The organism is Clostridium sp. UBA7339, assembly GCF_002470865.1.
GTDB classification, from domain to species: Bacteria; Bacillota; Clostridia; order Clostridiales; family Clostridiaceae; genus Clostridium_J; species Clostridium_J sulfidigenes.
The window spans coordinates 1,285,590-1,307,327 of the sequence record NZ_DKPI01000006.1; the positions used below are offsets into that span (position 1 = coordinate 1,285,590).

At 30.4% G+C, this 21,738-nt stretch carries 17 protein-coding genes, 2 tRNA genes and 2 riboswitches; of the genes, 6 read left to right on the plus strand and 13 right to left on the minus strand.

The genetic code is table 11. The annotated features are described in order from the left end of the window. Nucleotides 1–12: 12 nt before the first annotated feature. Both B2S02_RS09550 and B2S02_RS09555 read right to left on the minus strand, forming a co-directional pair. Nucleotides 13–573, minus strand: coding sequence for a DUF3867 domain-containing protein (locus B2S02_RS09550; RefSeq protein WP_346847427.1), 561 nt, complete (start codon nt 571–573; stop codon nt 13–15). 290 nt (nt 574–863) lie between these two features. Next, nucleotides 864–1,484, minus strand: coding sequence for a CBS domain-containing protein (locus tag B2S02_RS09555; RefSeq protein ID WP_035129736.1), 621 nt, complete (start codon nt 1,482–1,484; stop codon nt 864–866). Between the two features lie 270 nt (nt 1,485–1,754). On the opposite strand from B2S02_RS09555, the gene B2S02_RS09560 reads away from it, so the two are divergent. The 4 genes from B2S02_RS09560 (at nt 1,755) to rimI (ending at nt 4,704) form a co-directional block, all read left to right on the plus strand. Beyond that, the gene (locus tag B2S02_RS09560) at nt 1,755–3,008 is read left to right on the plus strand and encodes an HD-GYP domain-containing protein (RefSeq protein ID WP_346847024.1); all 1,254 of its coding nucleotides are present in this window, start codon (nt 1,755–1,757) and stop codon (nt 3,006–3,008) included. A 94-nt stretch (nt 3,009–3,102) separates the two neighbouring features. Next, on the plus strand, nt 3,103–3,561 hold the full coding sequence (gene tsaE / locus B2S02_RS09565) for a tRNA (adenosine(37)-N6)-threonylcarbamoyltransferase complex ATPase subunit type 1 TsaE (protein WP_346920644.1): 459 nt from the start codon (nt 3,103–3,105) through the stop codon (nt 3,559–3,561). Further along, nucleotides 3,558–4,265: a tRNA (adenosine(37)-N6)-threonylcarbamoyltransferase complex dimerization subunit type 1 TsaB gene (tsaB, locus tag B2S02_RS09570; protein WP_346920645.1), complete on the plus strand. Its 708-nt coding sequence runs from the start codon at nt 3,558–3,560 to the stop codon at nt 4,263–4,265. Before tsaE ends, tsaB begins: the two co-directional genes overlap by 4 nt. Continuing rightward, on the plus strand, nt 4,258–4,704 hold the full coding sequence (rimI, locus tag B2S02_RS09575; protein WP_346847021.1) for a ribosomal protein S18-alanine N-acetyltransferase: 447 nt from the start codon (nt 4,258–4,260) through the stop codon (nt 4,702–4,704). The genes tsaB and rimI overlap by 8 nt, the downstream gene beginning before the upstream one ends. A 136-nt stretch (nt 4,705–4,840) precedes the next feature. Here rimI and B2S02_RS09580 read toward each other — a convergent pair whose 3' ends face one another. Both B2S02_RS09580 and B2S02_RS09585 read right to left on the minus strand, forming a co-directional pair. Beyond that, nucleotides 4,841–5,470 carry an ECF transporter S component gene (locus tag B2S02_RS09580; protein WP_035129749.1) on the minus strand — a complete coding sequence of 210 codons (630 nt, stop codon included), beginning with the start codon at nt 5,468–5,470 and terminating at the stop codon, nt 4,841–4,843. Between the two features lie 312 nt (nt 5,471–5,782). After that, nucleotides 5,783–5,896: riboswitch (FMN riboswitch) on the minus strand. Between the two features lie 147 nt (nt 5,897–6,043). Next, entirely contained in the window at nt 6,044–8,218 is a 2,175-nt protein-coding gene (locus B2S02_RS09585) for a Tex family protein (protein ID WP_346920646.1), read from the minus strand. A gap of 124 nt (nt 8,219–8,342) precedes the next feature. Here B2S02_RS09585 and B2S02_RS09590 point away from each other — a divergent pair, with 124 nt between their 5' ends. Next, nucleotides 8,343–9,686, plus strand: coding sequence for a M28 family metallopeptidase (locus B2S02_RS09590; protein WP_346877574.1), 1,344 nt, complete (start codon nt 8,343–8,345; stop codon nt 9,684–9,686). A gap of 6 nt (nt 9,687–9,692) precedes the next feature. Here the strand turns inward: B2S02_RS09590 and prfB are convergent. The 3 genes from prfB to hpf all read right to left on the minus strand — a co-directional run bounded on the left by prfB (nt 9,693) and on the right by hpf (nt 14,088). Next, nucleotides 9,693–10,800 (minus strand): peptide chain release factor 2 gene (gene prfB, locus B2S02_RS09595; protein ID WP_346920647.1). Its coding sequence is split into 2 segments (ribosomal slippage): nt 9,693–10,721 and nt 10,723–10,800, totalling 1,107 coding nucleotides; the frame shifts between segments, so codons are not numbered across the junction. Nucleotides 10,801–10,802: 2 nt separating this feature from the next. Further along, complete coding sequence (gene secA / locus B2S02_RS09600) at nt 10,803–13,304, minus strand: preprotein translocase subunit SecA (RefSeq protein WP_346847017.1); 2,502 nt, start codon at nt 13,302–13,304, stop codon at nt 10,803–10,805. A gap of 253 nt (nt 13,305–13,557) precedes the next feature. Beyond that, nucleotides 13,558–14,088 (minus strand): ribosome hibernation-promoting factor, HPF/YfiA family, encoded by a 531-nt coding sequence (gene hpf / locus B2S02_RS09605; protein WP_150844074.1) that lies wholly within the window; start codon nt 14,086–14,088, stop codon nt 13,558–13,560. A 544-nt stretch (nt 14,089–14,632) separates the two neighbouring features. On the opposite strand from hpf, the gene B2S02_RS09610 reads away from it, so the two are divergent. After that, nucleotides 14,633–15,214, plus strand: a complete 582-nt coding sequence (locus tag B2S02_RS09610) for a hypothetical protein (protein ID WP_346847016.1) — start codon at nt 14,633–14,635, stop codon at nt 15,212–15,214. Nucleotides 15,215–15,665: 451 nt separating this feature from the next. On the opposite strand, the gene B2S02_RS09615 is transcribed toward B2S02_RS09610, so the two are convergent. The 6 genes from B2S02_RS09615 to B2S02_RS09640 all read right to left on the minus strand — a co-directional run bounded on the left by B2S02_RS09615 (nt 15,666) and on the right by B2S02_RS09640 (nt 21,717). Further along, nucleotides 15,666–16,346, minus strand: coding sequence for a ComF family protein (locus B2S02_RS09615; RefSeq protein ID WP_346847015.1), 681 nt, complete (start codon nt 16,344–16,346; stop codon nt 15,666–15,668). Further along, a complete protein-coding gene (locus B2S02_RS09620; protein WP_346847014.1) occupies nt 16,319–17,341 on the minus strand; it encodes a hypothetical protein in 1,023 nt (340 codons plus the stop codon). The genes B2S02_RS09615 and B2S02_RS09620 overlap by 28 nt, the downstream gene beginning before the upstream one ends. Before the next feature lie 14 nt (nt 17,342–17,355). Beyond that, the gene (locus B2S02_RS09625) at nt 17,356–19,563 is read right to left on the minus strand and encodes an ATP-dependent RecD-like DNA helicase (RefSeq protein WP_346920648.1); all 2,208 of its coding nucleotides are present in this window, start codon (nt 19,561–19,563) and stop codon (nt 17,356–17,358) included. 310 nt (nt 19,564–19,873) lie between these two features. Beyond that, nucleotides 19,874–21,049, minus strand: coding sequence for a methionine adenosyltransferase (metK, locus tag B2S02_RS09630; protein ID WP_346847012.1), 1,176 nt, complete (start codon nt 21,047–21,049; stop codon nt 19,874–19,876). Nucleotides 21,050–21,146: 97 nt separating this feature from the next. Continuing rightward, nucleotides 21,147–21,249, minus strand: a riboswitch (SAM riboswitch). A 276-nt stretch (nt 21,250–21,525) separates the two neighbouring features. Continuing rightward, nucleotides 21,526–21,600, minus strand: a tRNA-Thr gene (locus B2S02_RS09635). Between the two features lie 41 nt (nt 21,601–21,641). After that, nucleotides 21,642–21,717 (minus strand) — tRNA-Val (locus B2S02_RS09640). Nucleotides 21,718–21,738: the final 21 nt, after the last annotated feature.

Here is a 21,738-nt window from a genome sequence, read left to right on the forward strand (position 1 = left end):
CTTAAGTCAATACTAGTATAAATAAGTGGAAGTATTCTCACATATTGAAATATTTAGCATCTTATTATTCATTACCTTTTTATAGGAACATAAAAATTCATTTAACTCATTATCAGTTAAATCTATTTTCCCAAAACTTTTTAATATAACATTCTCATCTTGAAGCATTATCTCTAAATCATTCTTGTCATTCTTAATGCTATATGAAGTTACACTTTTTACTTTAAGCTTCCCTTTATACTTTTCTTGAAACCCAACCATTTTTCTTGCATCTTCATACTCAATACCTAATCCACTTAGAGGATTTTCTACACCCATAGACTTCATTTGGCTTTCTACATCTTCAGTAGAAATTCCATACCTCTCCATGACCTTATTCTGGATATTCATAAATTTCTCTTGAGATATATTATTTTCCTTCATATACTTAAATATTTCTCTGCTCATTTCCGCCATAGATAGCTTCCCTTGAGCCATTGAATAATACATAGAATATATGTAATCCTCAAATTTGTCTACATCTTTATCTGTAGCCTTATTTTTCAGTTCATTAAAATCTATTACATCACTAATTTTAACCAGCTCCTTGAATACAATATTTCTTCTATCACATTATTTATTTTATCCCATTAATTTGTATTTTAGTATCTTATTATTTATTAAATCTAATTTATAATCACTTTTATTCCCCATAATCATAGAATATAGGAAATAAATTTAAGAAATATGTTTGTAAATTAGTATATTATAAAAGTATTCAAATTACTACTGTATTAATTATGTATTTAAAATATATTAATCTTTTCTTAATATATAGTTATGTACTGTTGAGTATGTAGTTCACCTACATACTCAACGATATGCTACTGTATCTTGAATCCAGCTTCTTTCACCTTCTCAAGAATTTCATCCATATTGTCTGTGCTTAATCTTATTACTATCTCTTTAACTTCTGTTATGCTCTTAGGATCAACAACTACAAAGCTTATAATTTGCCCTTTGTTTTCAGTAATTATTTTTGATAGTTTAGATATTTGTCCAGGTATGTCATAAGCAATTACAGCTAATCGTTTACCTTTATTTAATCCAAACAATTCTGTAAATTGATGAAAAATACCGTGATGTGTTACTATTCCTTGCATTTCTCCATTTTTATTTATTACTGGTACAAAGGAAACACTTTTAGTTTCTAGGAAATGTGCAGCCTCTTCAATTTCATTAAAAGGAGTTATTGATGGTACATCAGTTCTCATTACATTTTCAACTAGAAAATCTGATAGTAAACACTGTCTCTCTATAGATTTTTCATAGTAGTATGTGTATATTTGCTCTTTTGAAATTACTCCACAGAATTTATCTCCTTCTACTACTGGTATGGATAAAAACTTATTTTCTTCCATTACCTTAAGAGCTTCTCCTATGGTTACCTTTGGTGTTACAGTTATTAACTTTTCTCTAGATAACATCAAATTATTTACAAACATAATTTATCCTCCTCTACTTATTTGTTATTCTATATTATACCTTATTTTAGTATACTATGTTAGTATTTTAATATATTTCATTATTAATATATTAAATATATTTTGATTATTGCATCAATTATTACTATTTTACGTATCCAAAATATAATACGTAAAATATATAGATTTGTTTACTTAAATATAAATTTACTTTTACAATATTTAGTACCATTCCACTGCCAAATATGCTAAAATTTTTATATAGATAAATGGTATGCTTTGGAGGACAAAATGAATATTAGTATAAAGAATATAGTTTCTGCTCTATCATTATCCTTGGATCTTACAGACAATGATTGGGGTAAATTTGAGGATGTTATAAACCCAACACATGCTAAAGATATTTCAAATAAGCAATTTTCTAATCATTCTAGATGCACCTCATATATAGCCTTAGAAATTGCTCAAACTATGAAACTAGATGAAAATTCTTACTACAATTTATATATTGCTTGTATGATTCATGATATTGGAACTCAAAATATATTTGATGAGTCTCACACCTCAAAATGGTATATAAAAAAGCATTGCATTGCTGGCTCTGAAATGATTCAACGTATTCCATCCTTAATACAAGTATATGATATAATACGTTATCATCATGAAAATTATGATGGTAGTGGATGCTTAAAATTAAAAAGTTCACTAATTCCTATAGAAGCTCAAATTCTCAGAATAGCTGATTTAATTGAAATCCAGGTAGATTATTCTAAACCTTACCACATCCAAAAGGATATTCTTATTGATTGGGTAAAACTACACAATGAAACTTTATTTTCACCACAGGTTGTAAAAGCTTTTCTCATGGTAGCTGACAAAGAAGAGTTTTGGTTAAACCTTATAAATTTACCTAATATGAATTTCATACTTGATAATATAATACCGGAGAAAGATATTTTTATCTCTCTATCGGAATTTGAAGCAATTGCTGATGTATTTGCAAGTATTATTGATAATAAGAGTTCTTTTACTGCAGAACATTCTAAAGAAATTGCTACTTTAGCTTATAATGTTTCTAAGCATTTAGGCTACACTGAAGAAAAGTGTCTTAAAATGAAAATTGCAGGATTACTTCACGATATTGGAAAATTAGCTATTCCCATCAGTATATTGGACAAAGATGGTCCTTTAACAGAAGAAGAATATTCTATTATCAAATCTCATACCTACTATACTAAATTAATTCTAGATAAAATAGACCACATATCTGATATTAGTTTATGGGCTTCTAGTCATCATGAAAAATTAAATGGTAAAGGCTATCCACGAAGACTTAAGGCTGAGGACCTTAGTGAAGAATGCCGCATTATTGGAGTATGTGATATATATCAATCTTTAACTGCTGATAGGCCCTATAGAAAAGGTATGTATATGTACGAAGCATTTAATATATTAGATGATATGGTAAATAGGAACTTAATTTGTGGTAATGCAGTAAGACATTTTAAAAATACTTTAGTATCTCGGGTAGAAAAGAAACCTTAATTTAATTATTATACAGTTATTTAATGAAAAGTAATTTTACTATTTGCTTTTCATTTTTTTTCTTTTAGGCTAAAATATTAATGAGGTGAATCATATGGAATTTATAGTTAGTAATGTTGATGAATTAGATTCCCTAGGTATACAGCTAGGAAAAATGTGTAAAGAAAATGATGTTTTATGCCTTATAGGTGATCTTGGTACTGGTAAGACTCATCTTACCAAAGGAATTGCAAAAGGTCTTGGCATAGATGAATGTATAACTAGTCCTACCTTTACAATTATTAATGAATATGAAGGTAGATTAAAATTGTATCATTTTGATGTGTATAGAGTAAATGATCCCGATGAGATTGCTGCCATCGGCTTTGATGAATATATATTTGGAAATGGAGTTAGCGTCATTGAATGGGCTAACTATATCGAAGATTTAATACCAGAAGAAAGTTTAACTATAAACATAGCTAAACTTCCAGACTTAGGTGAAACCTATAGAAAGATTACTCTTTCCTATACTAATGATAGATATAATTATATAAAGGAGTTGAAGCTATGAAGATTTTATCCTTAGATTCTGCAACTGAATGTGCAACTGCGGCTATTATTGATAGCGATAAGATATTAGGGGAAACTATTATAAATTATAAAAAGCAACACTCTGTAATTATGATGCCTATGATAGATAACCTTTTAAAAAATTGTGGTTTATCCATATCAGATATAGAAGGCTTTGTAGTTTCTAGCGGCCCTGGTTCTTTTACTGGTCTTAGAATCGGTATGTCCACTATAAAAGGTCTTGTGCAAGCAACTAATAAACCCTTTGTGTCTATAAATTCTTTAGATGGACTTGCAAATAATCTCTTTAATATCCAAGGTATTATTTGTCCTATAATTGATGCGTTGAGGGGTAATGTATATACTAATTTCTATAAATTTGAAAATAATAATTTAGTAGTCTTAGGTGAGCCTGAATTATTATCAATGGAAGATGTAATAAATAAATGCTCAGGATTTAATGAGCCTATTACTTTTATAGGTGATGGTACATCAAAATTTAAGGATGCCATATTAACTTCTCTACCTAATGCTTCCATAGCACCTAGTCATATCAATGTGACAAAGGCATCTTCTATAGGCTACTTAGGCTATCTTAGATTAATAAACAATGAAGGTGATAATGTACTTAGTAGTTCACCTGTATATCTTAGACTTTGCCAAGCCGAGCGTGAATATGAAGAAAAGGTAAAAAATCATGACTGATGTAACCGTTGAAAGAATGAGTTCCCTTAATATATTAGGAGTTAAAGAAATTTCAGACCTAAGCTTCTCAAGCCCTTGGTCTCTCCTATCTATGGAAAAAGAACTAATTAATAAAAACGCTGTCTATATAGTTGTAAAGTTAGGTAATAAAGTTGTAGCCTTCGGTGGAATGTGGGTTGTCTTTGATGAAGGTCATATAACCAATATAGCAGTTCATCCCGACTATAGAAGAAATAATTTTGGAGATGTGGTAGTAGAAAACCTCATTACAATTGCTAAGGATATAAATATTGTTTCTATGACTCTAGAGGTTAGAGCCTCTAATATAGCTGCAATAAATCTTTATAAAAAACACCATTTTTCTGTAGAAGGTATAAGGAAAAACTATTATCAACATCCAAAAGAAGATGGATACATTATGTGGAACCACAACATATAGGTGGTATATATTAAAATTTTAAAGACGATAAAAGAATTTTTCTTTTATCGTCTTTTTGTAAATTATCTTTATATATTTTAATTTTAACTTCAACTTATTTTTTAAATTGTTAAAGATATGATTTAGTACATTTTTATTAGGCACCCTTTTTCATAGCTTGTTCAGCTAAAACATTCTCTCTATTTAGTAGTGGTGATATTCTCTTATAAGATACGAAGGTTATAAGAGATACTATGGCCCCTTTTATAATATTAAAAGGAGTTATTCCTAGAACAATTATTCCTGTTAAGCTAGAAATATTAGAGTTTCCTGCTGCTGATGCTCCTATAACATTAGCCATGCCACCCATTATTGTAGCATATAATGGAATTAGTATAAAGTAATTAAATACTGCTCCTACTATAGTCATTATTATAGTTCCTAAAATTAATCCTATAATTGCACTCTTTTTAGTTTTATTTTTATGATAAACATATGATGCTACAAACACAAAAGACCCACCAATTAAAAAGTTAGCAAATTCTCCAACTCCACCGGTGTAAGTGCCATGAAAAACTAGATTTAATATTACTTTTCCACCTTCTATAATTACTCCTGCCACTGGTCCCAATGCAAATCCACCTATAAGTGCTGGTAAATCACTAAGATCAAGTTTTAAAAATGGTGGAAATCCTGGTATTGGAAATTCAAATAACATTAATATAAATGCTATTGCTACTAATAAAGAGATTTTTACTAACCTGTTTACATTTTTAGATGTGTTCATTATTAATACCCCCTAAGTTTACTGCATACTTCATAGGGTGAATTTATCCGATGACTATCCACTTTAATATTCTCATCTTCTTCGAAGTGGGTATTAAGAGTGTCTACGTCTCTGGATAACGATTCCTAACCTTCAAAGAAGCTAAGAATTCTGTTTATAGTACCCTAATGCCTTCAGATTTGTTATTTCTCTAATGACTGTCTCATTAATACTGTTCATTAGAACTTGATTGTTAAATATAATACTTATAACAAATCTAAAAAAGCCCTGATTAAAAATCAGGGCTAAAACAAGCATCACTAAAATACTATATACCTACTTCTTTCATCCAGACTATACTGTCGGCTTCGGAGTTTCACCGAATCAGCCTTTCGGCTCGCGGGCTTTACCGCCGGTGGGGAATTACGCCCCGCCCTGAAGTGCATTATTAACTTTTATTACACTTTAATCTTACCATTAAAATCATTACACTTCAATATATTTTTTAAAATTCATAGATAAAATAGATATTTTTTTAACGATATTTTTAAACTTATATCTTACTTTTTAAGTGTTATTCCACATAAACAGAGTTTATTTTAACTCTACATCTTTTTTCATTGATAAAGATATCCTATTTCTCTTCTCATCAATATCTATTACTGTAACCTCTACTACATCTCCTAGCTTAACCACATCTAGTGGATGCTTAACAAATCTATCACTTAATTGACTTTTATGAACAAGACCATCTTGGTGTACTCCAATATCTACAAAGGCACCAAAATCCGATACATTTCTAACGGTTCCTAATAATTTCATTCCTTTTTTAAGCTGAGATAATTCCATAACCCCAGTTTTAAATATTGGTTTTGGCATTTCTTCTCTAGGATCTCTTCCTGGTTTTTTAAGTTCTTTTATGATATCTAAAAGAGTTGGTTCTCCTATACCTACTTCTTTAGCTAAATTAAATACTCCTACCTCTTTAACCTTTTCATCTATACCCTCTATATTTTTACTACTTAAATCTTTACCATCATATCCTAGGATAGTCATAAGTTTTTTGCAAGCCTCATAGCTTTCCGGATGGACAGATGTACCGTCTAAAGGTTCCTTGCTACTATCAACTCTCAAGAATCCTGCACATTGCTCATAGGCCTTAGCTCCTAACCTCTTTACCTTTAAAAGCTCTTTTCTTGATTTAAACTTGCCTGTTTCATCCCTATAGGCAACTATATTCTGAGCTATACCAGAATTTATTCCAGAAATATAAGATAAAAGTGCTGGTGTTGCTGTATTTAAATCTACTCCTACATTGTTAACACAATCTTCAACTATATTTTTTAGAGATTCATCTAATCTTTTTACAGTAACATCATGCTGATATTGACCTACTCCTATAGATTTAGGATCTATCTTTACTAACTCAGCAAGAGGATCTTGAAGCCTTCTTCCTATGGATATAGCTCCTCTTACCGTAACATCTAAATTTGGATATTCTTTTGTTGCAAGCTCTGATGCAGAATAAACTGAGGCCCCTGCTTCAGATACTATTACATAATATATATCTTTACCTGTTTCTTTCTTTATCTGTGCTATAACTTCCCCTAATATCTCTTCTGACTCTCTACAGGCAGTACCATTTCCAAGAGAAACTACATCTACATTGTGTTTTATCATCATCTTCTTTAATAATTCTTTAGCCTCTTTAACCTTAGCTTCACTTGCAGCTGTAGCATGAACTGTAACATACTCTAAAAACTTACCTGTATCATCAAGAATTGCTACTTTACATCCAGTTCTAAAACCTGGATCAAAGCCCATTACAGTTTTTCCCTTTATAGGTGGAGACATAAGAAGCGCCTTAAGGTTTTCTTTAAATATTTTTATAGCCCCATCTTCTCCTTTTTCTGTAAGCATATTACGTACTTCTCTTTCAATAGATGGATATATTAATCTCTTTATAGAGTCATCAATACTGGTATTAATACACTCATTGCACTTCATATTATCAGTGACCATAAATTTGCTTATATAGCTTTTTATTTTTTCTACATCACAGGTAATCTTGACTGAAAGAACTTTTTCATTTTCTCCTCTATTTATAGCAAGAATTCTATGAGAAGGTATGAATTTTACCTTTTCACTATACTCATAATACATTTCATATTGAGTTCTCTCTTCACTGCTTCCTTTAGTTTCTATAACTCCATTGTTTACCACATAATCTCTTATCCACTTTCTAAACTTAGCATTATCACTAATCTTTTCACTGATAATATCCATAGCTCCTTGTAATGCTTCATCTATAGAAGTTACGCCTTTATCTTCATCTATAAACTCTGCAGCATACTCCTCAGGAGATTTTTCTCCCCCTCCAGATAAGATATACTCACTTAATGGTACTAATCCCTTCTCTGTAGCTATTATAGCTCTTGTTCTCTTTTTAGGCTTAAATGGTCTATAAATATCTTCTACTTCTGTTAAAGTTTCAGCTTTATCTAAAGAAATTTTAATTTCATCTGTTAGTTTTTCTTGCTCATCAATTAATCTAATAACATCTTCCTTTCTATTTTGAAGATTTCTTAGATATGTAAGTCTTTCTGAAAATTTTCTTAAGATTACATCATCAAGACCACCGGTTTTTTCTTTTCTATATCTGGCTATAAAAGGCACTGTATTACCCTCATCTAATAATTCTATTACATCCTCCACTTGAGACTTGCTCATAGGAAACTCTTTAATTAACTTCTCGTTTATAATTGACATCTTTACTCCTCCTGATTGTTCTAAGCATAGTATTCTTTAATTTTATCACATTATTAGCAAATTTATCATAATCAAAATAACTTTTTCATACATATACTAATATAGTAATGTTTAAGGTGATGCCATGAAAAAATTTATAGTTTCTTCTCTTTTAACCTTTTCCCTAATCCTTTCTTCCATCAGTTATAATAGCCTAATGCTAACTAAAAACTTCGATGCTAAGGAAGTAAAAGAAACTATCCATTATCTATCTTCTGATGAGTTTAAAGGTCGATTAAGTGGAACCTTAGAAAATGCTTTAGTTGGCGCCTATATAAAGGATGAGTTTGAACACATAGGATTAGAACCCCTAAGTAATGGCTATTACCAAAGCTTTCAAGTAAATTACCCTAAGAGTTTGTCAGATGAACCTATGATTGCAGTTATTGATAAAGATAAGAAAATACATAAGATTTTAGAATACGGTGTTAATTACAAAGAAGATTTGCTTAACTTTAGGAATACAGAGATAGAGTTTGATAACTTAGATGTCTCTTCTAGAAACAATGATGCAATAGCAGTTTCTAATGACATGGGAACTGCAATATTTTATACTTCTTCTAATAATACTCTTGGGTTTAGAAGTTCTTTTTACGAAGAGAGTAACAAAGGGCTGTTTATTACAGTGACAAAGGAAACTCTTACCGAAATAGAAAGTTATTTAAATGAAGGTTTTTCAATCTACACCTATATCCCTTATTCTATAGAAGAAGCAAGTATCAATAATATAGTAGGTGTAATTAAAGGTAAAGATTCATCTCTTCCACCTTTAATCCTAGGTGCCCACTTCGATCATATAGGTACTGATCTAGGTGGAACTGTTTATAATGGAGCTTTGGATAATGCTTCTGGAGTATCATTTCTCTTAGAGCTTGCTAAGTACATTAAAACCTTAGGCATTCCTGATAGAGATATAATCTTTGTTTCCTTTAATGCTGAAGAATTTGGACTTAAAGGCTCTAAAGCCTTTGTAGAAGAATATAGGGACTTAATATCTGGAAGTAGGGTTTATAACTTTGATATGATTGGAAGCTATGACGGTACCCCTCTTTGCATTATGGCTGGTAAAACTAATACGGCTAAAACTCCTATAGTAGAAGAATTAACTAAGGCATTCCAAGATAAAAAAATATATTTTAATTACATCTTTGAGAATTCTAGTGACCATGGTTCCTTTGTAGATGCAGGGATTGAGGCTGTAACCCTTTGTGACTATGATTTATCTAGAATTCATACCCCAAATGATAAAATAGAATATATTAGTGAAGAAGCAATTGATAGATGCTTTAGTGTTATGAAAACTCAAATATTTAAAGATAGTTATTCTAGTAATATATTATATAATCATTTAGAATTAATTCTATTTCTATCCTTAGGTGCTTCTCTAATTCTAAGTGCTATCTATTACAATACAAAAAAGAGTAGTTAATTGAAACTACTCTTTTATTTGTTTTAGATATTCATTTATAAACATATCTATATTTCCATCCATTACTGAACCTACATTAGAAGTTTCAGCTCCAGTTCTATGATCCTTAACTAAATTATAAGGGTGGAATACATAGGATCTTATCTGACTTCCCCATGCATTATCCTTTATTTCCCCTGTTATATCCTCAATTTTATCCTTATGCTCACGAATTTTAATGTCTATAAGCTTAGCTTTCAGCATCTTTAAAGCATACTCCTTATTAGTGTGCTGACTTCTTTCATTTTGACATTGCACTATGATATTAGTAGGTATATGGGTTATTCTTACTGCAGAATCTGTAGTATTTACATGCTGTCCACCTGACCCACTAGATCTATAGGTATCTATTTTTAAATCCTCTGACCTAATTTCTATATCTTGATTTTCAGTAAGCTCTGGTAAAACTTCACATCCAGCAAAGGATGTCTGTCTTTTTCCACTAGAGTTATAGGGTGATATCCTAACCAACCTATGAACACCCTTTTCTGATTTTAAATATCCATAGGCAAAATCTCCAGTAACCTTAATAGTAACTGCTTTAATTCCAGCTTCATCATCTGCCACATAGTTTAAAACTGTAATCTTAAAACTATGGGCCTCGCACCATCTAGTATACATTCTGTATAGCATATTAGTCCAGTCCTGGGCATCGTTACCTCCAGCACCTGTATGAAGCTCCAGTATAGCATTGTTTCTATCATATTCTCCACTTAAAAGAGTTTCTATATTAAGATTTTCTATCTCTTCTCCTATGGACTTTAATTCACTTTTTATATCCTTGTAAGAGGAGGAATCCTCCTCCTCCAAACTCATCTCTATCAAAATTTGAACATCCTCTGTTCTAATATCCAAATTATTAAAATTATCTAACTTATCCTTTATCGATTTAGCATTCTGAGTAATTTCTTGTGCCTTATTTATATCACTCCAAAAATCCACTTCCTGCATTTTAAACTCAAGTTCAGATAATTTCTTTTCTTCTGCTGCTATGTCAAAGAGACACCTTCAATTCTTGTAATTTTCCACTGATGACATTTACTTCATTTAAGCATTCTTCTAATTGTAATATCACTTTTATTCTCCTCTTCCACAACAGTTCTTATATTTATATCCTGATCCACATGGACATGGGTCATTCCTATTTGGTTTAGCTTGTTTTTTTACTGGCTCTTTCTTTAAAGAATTATCCTCATTAGTTGAAGTTATTTCAGCTACTCTTTCTCTTTCTGGAGCCTTCTCAACTTTAACATGGAATAGATACTTAACTGTTTCATGCTTAATATTTTCTATCATTTCCGCAAACATTTCGCTACCTTCCATTTGATATGCTTGAGCTGGATCTTGTTGCTTATATGCTCTAAGTCCTATACCTTGTTTTAAGTGATCCATACTATCAATATGATCCATCCACTTAGAATCAACTATCTTAAGTAGGATAACTCTTTCAATTTCTCTCATTTGCTCTTCGCCAAATTCTACTTCTTTTTCAGCATATAATTCTATTGCTTTATCTAGTAATAATTCTACAATCTCATTATTAGATAACTTAGCAATTTCATCTACTGTAACAGTATCTTTAGGTAGATATATATCTTCCATGTATTTTACTAATTTATTTAATTCATCTTCAAAAGTATCATCTACACCACTAATATGAGTATTAACTGAACTTTCTATAACATCCTGTATCATTGTTTGTATTTGATCTTTTATATTAGCTCCCATAAGAACTTCTTGTCTTTGTTTATAAATAATTTCTCTTTGTTTATTCATTACGTCGTCATATTTAACAACATTCTTTCTAACATCAAAGTTATTTCCTTCAACTTTTCTTTGTGCACTTTCTATAGCCCCACTAACCATTTTACTCTCAATGGCATCTTCTTCTTGAAGCCCTAATTTATCAATCATACCTCCAAGTCTCTCAGAACCAAATATTCTCATTAAATCATCTTCAAGACAAATATAGAATCTAGATTCACCTGGGTCACCTTGACGACCAGAACGTCCTCTTAATTGGTTATCTATACGTCTTGATTCATGTCTTTCTGTACCTAATATCTTTAAGCCTCCAAGTTCTACTACTCCTTCTCCAAGCTTAATATCAGTACCTCTACCAGCCATGTTAGTAGCAATAGTTACAGCACCCTTTTGTCCAGCTAATGCTACAATTTCTGCTTCTCTTTCATGGTACTTGGCATTTAATACTTGGTGTGGTATTCCTTTTTTCTTAAGCATAGCAGAAATTACTTCAGACTTATCTATACTTACTGTACCAACTAAAACTGGCTGACCTTTTTTATGAGTTTCAGTTATCTCATCTACTAAACACTTATATTTTCCTTTAATAGTCTTATAAACAACATCTGGATGGTCTACTCTTGCTATCGGCATATGAGTTGGTATTACTATTACATCAAGACCATAAATATCTCTAAATTCAGCTTCTTCAGTCTCAGCAGTACCAGTCATACCTGCAAGCTTAGTATACATTCTAAAGTAGTTTTGGAACGTTATAGTTGCAAGAGTTTTAGACTCTTTTTCAACCTTAACCCCCTCTTTTGCTTCAATAGCTTGATGTAATCCATCACTATATCTTCTACCTTCCATAAGTCTTCCTGTAAAGTCATCAACAATAACTACTTCTCCATCTTTTACTATATAGTCCTTTTCATTCTTCATTATGTGATTTGCCTTTAACGCTTGAACTAAATGGTGTTGAATATCCATATTTTCAGGATCTGCATAATTTTCTAAGTGGAAGTACTTTTCTGCCTTTGCTATACCTTCATCAGTAAGAATAACGGAATTTCTCTTTTCATCTATTAAATAATCTTCTTCTAATAATCCCTTAACGAAGAAGTCTGCAATTCTATAAAAATCAGTAGACTTATCTCCTTGACCTGATATTATAAGTGGAGTTCTAGCCTCATCTATAAGTATTGAGTCAACCTCATCCACAATAACATAGTTTAATTCTCTTTGAACTTTTTCTTCTTTATAAACTACCATGTTATCCCTTAGGTAGTCGAATCCAAATTCATTATTAGTACCATAAGTGATATCACAATTATACATTTGTTGTTTTTCTATCTGAGTTTGACCATGAACTATAACTCCTACTGTAAGACCTAGAAATTCATGAACTCTTCCCATTTCATCTCTATCTCTCTTAGCAAGATAGTCATTAACTGTGATTATGTGCACACCCTTACCAGCTAAGGCATTTAAATAAGATGGTAGAGTGGCAACTAAAGTTTTACCTTCTCCTGTTCTCATCTCTGAAACTCTACCTTGGTGTAAGACAACTCCACCTATAATCTGAACATCATAATGTCTAAGACCAAGAACTCTTTTAGATGCTTCTCTAACTACCGCAAAAGCTTCTGGAAGAATATCATCTAAAGTCTCACCCTTTTTTAATCTACCTTTAAATTCTTCTGTTTTTTGTTTCAATTCTTCATCACTTAATTTTTCTATAATCTCCTCAAGAGAATTAACCTTTTTAACTATTGGCATAATTCTTTTAATTTCTCTTTCACTGTAGGTACCAAATATCTTATTAAATATTTTCATCTAAAATCATCCTCACTCTTTCTATCTAAGGTTTGTTAGCTATAATCATCACATAAATACTAATTAAGATTATATCAGTTATTCTTTCTCACTTCAACTTTATACCTATAATTTTCATCCAAAATAAGTAAATTAAAGCTCTATTTTAACATAGAATTAATAATTTCTGTTACTATAAAAAACTCTATAGCTAATGCCATAGAGTTTTTATTAATATAATAAGTATATTTTTAACTTTTCTTTAAAATTAAATTTAGAAATCTTGTTCAATTAAACCATAATTTCCATCTTTTCTTTTATAAACAACATTTACTTCCTCTGTATCGCCATTCATAAATACGTAGAAATCATGTCCTAAAAGTTCCATTTGTAACACTGCTTCTTCTTGGCTCATAGGTTTTATGGCAAATCTTTTAGTCTTTACTATCCTTGGCTCTTTTTCTTCATCATAGTCAGCATAGCGTTCTATATTATTAAATCTTAAAGAATTGTCATAATTTCTTCTTTCAAGCTTAGTTTTTTGTTTTCTTATTTGACCTTCAAGCTTGTCAATTACAGTATCTATTGCATTATACATATCTCCATTTCTTACTTCTGCTCTTAATAATGCACTGTTAAACGGAATTATTACTTCAATTTTGTGTATATTCTTCTCCACACTTAGTGTAGCTGTAGCATTCTCATTATTTACAAAGAATTTATCCAATTTTGATAACTTCTTTTCTACTGCAGCTCTAAGCCCTTCAGTAACCTCGATATTTCTTCCTATAACTCTAACTTTCATAATTCCAGCTCCCCTCATATTAAAAAGGATTATTGTGGTTCCTTTTAATATTTCTATTTTGTAATTATATTTTAAGCTTTACTATAAATACTTGCAAGAAGACTTTACTTAATATTCTGAAAAGTTTTCTTTCTAGCCTTTTCTAGCTTACTTTTCCTTCACTCTACGACTTATATCGCCTTTACATAGTATATGATTTTTTTCATATTTTATGTTATAATAAAATTACATGTGCTGGATATAACATATCAAATAACTAATTGTTACATAATTTATTAATAACATCTAGAATCACATCTTATAATTAACCATAAATAAATTTTCAATTTTAAATAAATAAAAGGCAGTCCAAAAGATTGCTCATTAGTATCACAAAATATAAAGTAATATTCAAAAATAACTTTTTACCACAAAAACTAGAATTTAATTTCCCGTATTTTATAATGATAATTTTATTCTAACCTTTTCTATTTCTACTTATATACTTAAATGTTTAAAATTATATATTATAATAAAATATTTATTATATGTAATGGAGGCTAATATGAAAAAGATTAATGAAATAATAAAAAATATATCTCTTACTCTTTTGTTTGTTATGCCAATTATAATTATAGTTATAAAAAGTAATGGAATTACACTTATGAATAACTTATATATATATGCATATCTAACAGTCTATATATGTATAGCAACTATATATGTAAAAATAAAAAGAGATAAAAATGTATTAAGATTTACGCTTATACTAGTAACTATTTATTCAATATCTGTTCTTCATAATTATATCGGCACATATGAAATAAATAGATTACAAAATAAGAATACAATAATAGTTAATCGTTTTTATGATAGCTTTCTTAGTGGCGATCCTGATGAAATAAGTTCTAAATTTTATAAAAGAGTATATTTTTTCTTTAAAAAGGATTTAAATGCACCTACATTCCATGGTAATTACTCTATATATCAAGAAGATGAATATATAATAATAGCAGGTAATGCTGCTAAAAATTTTATTGAATCATATAAAACTTCTAAAGAAAACAGTTATTTTAAAAATACATTTAAAAATAGCAATTTTGAAATTCTTCCAAATAACCTTATAAAAATAAATTTAATTTATTGATGGTGTTCTAGAACCTATTATTATATATTATATAAGATATAGTTGGTCATAAAAAAGGTTCTGAGATTACTCATAAGATTTACACCCATATAAATAAAGAAAACACTAAGAAAGATCTTCAAAATTATAGGATAAGTGTACCTAAATAGAGGTGATTTATGATTTCTAGGTCGGGAATTTTTAAAAAATATAAAAAAAGTGCAGGTCCGTAAACCTGCAAACCCTTAAGAATAGGGCACTTTATGTCGTTTGACCTGGTCTTTGACCCCACACTCGCCTACTGGAGCTTTTGCTACCCAGAATTACCCTCTCACTACTAACCCTCTCGCATTATAATACGGTAGGACTTACTTCTAAGCCGCACCATGCTCATTAAACATTTTATTTAACTTACGTGGATCGTTTCGCCTGCGACTGGCATCGACTTTCAACCACAAACCCGACTCTTATATTATACTCTACTTTTTGCCACTGTCAATATAAAAACTTCATTGGCCTTTATTTCCTTAATAGCTTTTGCCGCATAAAAGGCTGTAGCTCCAGATGTGATTACATCATCGATAATGAGTACTCTCTTTCCTTCTATTTCTTTTTTATTTTTAACTATAAAAGAACCCTTTATATTTTCCCATCTTTTTATATTGTCTAATCCAATTTGATCTGCACTATCACTTGCTTTATAAATCAATTCCTTGTAAGGAATTTCACAATTTTTACTTATATATTTACAAAGTACTTCACATTGATTAAACCCTCTACTTTTTAAAGCAGATTTACTACTTGGAATAAAGGTTAATATATCTATCTTATCCTTTAAATTTTCTAATATAAAATCACTCATATAACCTGCTAATATTTTTCCTGCTAAAAAACTCTTATTGTATTTAAGTTTTAAAATCAATTTCTTTAATTCATAGCCGTAGAATCCTAAAGAATAGCTTATAAATTCCTCATCTTGGTGAGTTATTGAGGACTCTAGATTAATTATATTAATGCTCTTTTTACATTTTTCACAAATATAATCCTTATCTTCATATTCATCACATATTATACATTTATCATCTATCCCATATATAGTGGACAATATATTATCTACTATCTGTTTTATAATTTCAAAACTCCCTCTTCCCAAGCTCTTTTATTTAACTCCCTTAAAATATTTTTACATCTATCCATATCCTCAGTTTCACTATTGCAAAGAAAAATAACCTCTTCTCGCTCTGTCATAGATCTTCTATTTATCTTACTAGATATATAAACCAAATCCTTATAATTAAAGTTATCATTATCTGCAAAAAAAATCATAATATTCAAAGGATGCACTTCATAATAGTTCTCATTATAATTATTAGTAACCAATATACCATACTCTGCTAGTAAAAATTTAGACAGTTCCTTCTTGTCACTATCTCCTGTTATATCTTTAAATATATTTTTTGTAAGCTTATGGTCTATATTAGAAAGATAATTATAAACCTTATGAGTTTTCTCATCATCTGGAGTATATATTAAAACCTTCTTATTAGTATTTATTGACCACTCTAGGTATTCATATACACTCATAGGTATTTCTTCTTCTATATTTACTCTAGTTACCATAACCCTAGGTTCAGCAATAGGAACTTGTTTATCTTTTCTTAAATTATATAATATTACCTCATTATGAAAAATTGGTTCCATGGAATAACTAATCATAGTTCCATAGTTATTACATAGATACTCCATTAGCTTATTTATAGATTCATTGCTATATATAGGCCTAGAATTTATTTCATCATATATAATAAAGTCAAATTTCTCCTTTAAGTATAAGGCTCTACTGTGGGTACATATATTAACTTTACCTGTATATGCTATATCATTCTCACCTTCAATAGAATTTATAAAATTTTTATTAATGAATCCTAATATCTTTACCTCTTCTATATCTGTATTTATTATATATAATATCTTTTTACTTTCTTTAAAGCACCAGTTAAATACCTTATTAAAGATTTGTTTTTTATTATTTAATGCAGAAATTATATTTATTTTATGCATCTTCTTTTTAGCGCCATCTAATATGGTATCTTCTATAGATTTCTTTGATGCCTCCACTATCTCTCTATTGGTTTTTATAAATGACATAAAATCGCTCCTACCTACATATGAATTATCTCTCTTATTCTCCATTTAAGTCCTGAATATCTCTCAAAACTTCTATTGTTATCTTTCATAAATTCAACCACTTTAGAATTACCTACCAATACAACTAACTTCTTAGCCCTAGTTATTCCAGTGTAAAGTAAATTTCTATTCATCAGTAGCGGTGGTCCCATAAACATAGGCATAATAACTACAGGAAATTCACTTCCTTGGCTCTTATGGATAGTAACTGCATAAGCTAAAGTTATTTCATCTAAGTCGCTTTCCTCATATTCTACGATTTTATCATCTTCAAAGCATACAGTAATCTTATCCTCATCCTCACTAATTTCTGTTATATACCCCACATCTCCATTAAATACACCCTTACCTTCTTCACTGGAATTATTTTTGCTCCACTTTAGAGTATAGTTATTTTTAATTTGCATAACCTTATCTCCTACTCTAAAAATCATATCTTTAATCTCAACTTCATCCTTATCTTTACTTTTAGGATTTAACACTTGCTGAAGTTGTATATTTAAATTATCTATTCCCATAATCCCCTTACGCATAGGTGATAATACTTGTATATCTCTAACACTATCCCATTCCACATTAAACTTAGGAAGTCTCGTTTTCACTAATCCAATGATTTTTTCTAACATCACTTCACTATCTGCAGCTCTTTCAAGATAGAAATCACTATTTTTGGTATTTAAAATAGGCATCTTTCCTTCATTTATTAAGTGGGCATTTTGTACTATCATACTTTCTTGTCCTTGTCTAAATATCTCATTAAGTCTTACAACTTTTACTGCATCGCTTTCTATGATATCCCTAAGAACATTTCCTGGTCCCACTGATGGTAGCTGATCCACATCTCCTACTATTATTAGTCTAGTTCCCACTTGCATTGCTTTTAAAAGAGCATTCATAAGACTTATATCTACCATAGAGGCTTCATCCACTATTAAAACATCACACTCTATGGCAGATGTTTCATTTTCTATTTCATCTACCTCTTCTTCACTATAACTTCCTATTTCCAAAAGTCTATGGATAGTTTTTGCTTCTCTACCTGTAGCTTCAGCCATCCTTTTCGCTGCCCTTCCTGTAGGTGCAGCCATAAATACCTTAAGTCCTAAACTCTCAAAAATACTTACAATGCAATTTATAATTGTTGTCTTTCCTGTTCCAGGTCCCCCTGTTATAACCTCTATCCCATTAAAAAAAGCACCCTCTATAGCTTCTTTTTGAGAATTGGCTAATTTAATATTTACTTTACTTTCAAAGTCATTAATTTTCTCATTTACATTTAAACTTAATTTATCATAATTAGTAGTGGCTAGTTCTACTATTTTACGTGTTACAGACATCTCTAGATAAAGATAGGACATATTATATACCGCATCTATATTATCTACTACCTCTACCTTAATCTTTCCATCAATTATCAGTTCATAAACTCCTTCATCAAATTTCTCACTGTCTATCTCCAGAAGTTTCATTCCCTTATCCCTTAATCTATCAATAGGTATAAAGGTATTTCCTATAGCACAAAATTCATTAATTATATATATGACTCCACTTTTTATTCTAAATAGAGAATCCTTCTCTATGCCCAAGCTCTTAGCTATGGAATCCGCTGTTCTAAACCCAATTCCACTTATGTATTCTGTTAATATATATGGATTATCCTTAACTATATTTATGCAGTTAACTCCAAACTTCTTATAAATCTTCATAGCCATATTAACAGTTATGCCATAACTTTGAAAGAAAATAATAATATCCTTAGTAACCCTCTGCTCTAAATAAGATTTCATAATGGTATTTATCCTCTTTTTACCTATGCCAGGAATCTCTTCAAGCTTTTCTATATTACTATCTAATATTTTTATTGTATCTTCTCCAAAAAATTCTACTATTTTTTTTGCTGTAACCTTTCCTATACCTTCAATGACTCCACTGGCTAAATATTTTTCGATGCCACTAGTAGTTGTAGGTATTATTTCATGTATGCTTTCTATTTTAAACTGCTTACCAAACTTAGGATGAACAGTCCACTCTCCTTGAACACTATATTCTTGGGATTCATTTATAAATGGTATTGTTCCAACAATGGTGACAACTTCCTTATCACACCTTAGTTTACATATTGTATACCCATTATCATCATTTCTAAATACAATTGTTTCAACTATCCCTTCAATGGTTATCATAAAATCTCTCCTAATACCTATTATTATCTATCTATAACTATTATTATACCAAATTATATCTCATATATATTAATAATATAATAAGATTTAGTAATATGACTCAGTTTAAAGTAAAAATAATTATCCTTGTTAAATTTCATAATCTATGCAAATTTAATTATAGTCTTTTTAATGAAACTCGACTCAGTACCTTCGCTGAGTAAGTGATTCACACCAAATCGTAGATTTGAGTTCTCTACTTAAAAAATCCACACTAACAAATCATATTGTTAATGTGGATTCTTATTGGTAAATATATATCTTTAATTACTTATATATATTTCTTTATTTCTTCAACCTTATTTAATTGCTCCCATGGTAGGTTTAAGTCATTTCTTCCAAAGTGACCATAAGCAGCAGTTTGTTTATATATAGGTCTTCTTAAATCTAATTCTTTTATAATAGATGATGGTCTTAAGTCAAAAACTTTATTAACTATATCTACTATTTTATCTTCTGAAAGTTTTCCAGTTCCAAAAGTATCAATTTGTATAGATACTGGTCTAGCAACACCAATAGCATATGCAAGTTGTATTTCTAGCTTATCAGCAACACCAGCAGCTACTAGGTTTTTAGCTACCCATCTTGATGCATAAGCAGCCGATCTATCTACCTTTGTTGGGTCTTTTCCTGAGAAAGCCCCACCGCCATGTCTACCAGATCCACCATAGGTATCTACTATTATTTTTCTACCTGTAAGACCTGAGTCTCCTTGAGGTCCTCCAATAACAAATCTACCTGTAGGATTTATATAGTATTTTGTGCTTGCATCCAATAAATCAGCAGGTACTATCGGAGCTATAACATGCTCTTTTAAATCCTTCTCAATTTGTTCTCTTGTAACATCTGGACAATGCTGAGTTGAAATTACTATAGTATCTATTCTAACTGGCTTATTGTCTTCATACTCTACAGTTACTTGAGTTTTTCCATCTGGTCTTAAGTAAGATAAAGTTCCATTTTTTCTTACTTCTGCTAGTCTTCTTGATAATTTATGAGCCATAGCAATTGGAAGAGGCATATATTCTTCAGTTTCATTTGTAGCAAATCCGAACATCATACCTTGATCTCCAGCACCTGTAGCTTCATCATTGTTCATTTGACCTGCTTTACTTTCTAAAGCTTCATCAACTCCCATAGCAATATCACCTGATTGCTCATCTATAGATGTTAATACTGAGCATGTATTGCAATCAAATCCATATTTTGCTCTATTGTATCCAATCTCTTCAACTGTATTTCTAACAACCTTTTGGAAGTCTACATAGCAGTTTGTACTTATTTCTCCCATTACAAGAACCATTCCTGTAGTAGTTGCAGTTTCACAAGCTACCCTAGCATTGGGATCTTTTTCCAATATGGCATCTAGTATTGAATCAGATATCTGATCACACATTTTATCTGGATGTCCTTCAGTTACTGATTCTGACGTAAATAATCTTCTCATTGAATTTTCCTCCTTAAATATTTAGATATTACCGACACTTAAAATTAAAACCTCTTCTTATCAGACAAGAAGAGGTTAGTATATTTCAAACTAAACTTTCTTATCTTGCAGAAAATACTGCAGGAATTGGCACCATTGCTTTTAATAGCCGGTTGCTGGGTTTCATTGGGCCTTTGTCCCTCCACCACTCTTGATAAGAGTTATATTATTAATTTATACATAGATAATAGCATAGGGAAATTTAACTGTCAACACACTTATCTATTAATATAAATAATTAATATTTACCATTATAACAACTTTATATATGCCATTAAATATATTCTAAACTTAATAAACAGATTTATTCAATTAATATAAAACACTTATTCAATTCTTATTTTATCTTTTATTAGAAATAAAATAAGACACTAAGTAAACTTAGTGTCTTATATGGTGGAGGAGGACGGNNGGCCACTCGGGAACTCCTCCATTTATGGAGCTGGCAATAGGAATCGAACCTACAACCTGCTGATTACAAATCAGCTGCTCTACCGTTGAGCCATGCCAGCATATTATATAGTTTTAAAATTTAATGAATTATAATTCATTATGGTGGTCGCAACAGGGATCGAACCTGTGACCCCCTGCTTGTAAGGCAGGTGCTCTCCCAGCTGAGCTATGCGACCTTATATGGTGGAGGAGGACGG

Coding starts and splice junctions, on each gene's coding strand:
- B2S02_RS09555 (WP_035129736.1), bottom strand. CDS start 1,484: ATGTTTGTAAATAATTTGATGTTATCTAGAGAAAAGTTAATAACTGTA.
- B2S02_RS09560 (WP_346847024.1), top strand. CDS start 1,755: ATGAATATTAGTATAAAGAATATAGTTTCTGCTCTATCATTATCCTTG.
- tsaE (WP_346920644.1), top strand. CDS start 3,103: ATGGAATTTATAGTTAGTAATGTTGATGAATTAGATTCCCTAGGTATA.
- tsaB (WP_346920645.1), top strand. CDS start 3,558: ATGAAGATTTTATCCTTAGATTCTGCAACTGAATGTGCAACTGCGGCT.
- rimI (WP_346847021.1), top strand. CDS start 4,258: ATGACTGATGTAACCGTTGAAAGAATGAGTTCCCTTAATATATTAGGA.
- B2S02_RS09580 (WP_035129749.1), bottom strand. CDS start 5,470: ATGAACACATCTAAAAATGTAAACAGGTTAGTAAAAATCTCTTTATTA.
- B2S02_RS09585 (WP_346920646.1), bottom strand. CDS start 8,218: ATGTCAATTATAAACGAGAAGTTAATTAAAGAGTTTCCTATGAGCAAG.
- B2S02_RS09590 (WP_346877574.1), top strand. CDS start 8,343: ATGAAAAAATTTATAGTTTCTTCTCTTTTAACCTTTTCCCTAATCCTT.
- secA (WP_346847017.1), bottom strand. CDS start 13,304: ATGAAAATATTTAATAAGATATTTGGTACCTACAGTGAAAGAGAAATT.
- hpf (WP_150844074.1), bottom strand. CDS start 14,088: ATGAAAGTTAGAGTTATAGGAAGAAATATCGAGGTTACTGAAGGGCTT.
- B2S02_RS09610 (WP_346847016.1), top strand. CDS start 14,633: ATGAAAAAGATTAATGAAATAATAAAAAATATATCTCTTACTCTTTTG.
- B2S02_RS09620 (WP_346847014.1), bottom strand. CDS start 17,341: ATGTCATTTATAAAAACCAATAGAGAGATAGTGGAGGCATCAAAGAAA.
- B2S02_RS09625 (WP_346920648.1), bottom strand. CDS start 19,563: ATGATAACCATTGAAGGGATAGTTGAAACAATTGTATTTAGAAATGAT.
- metK (WP_346847012.1), bottom strand. CDS start 21,049: ATGAGAAGATTATTTACGTCAGAATCAGTAACTGAAGGACATCCAGAT.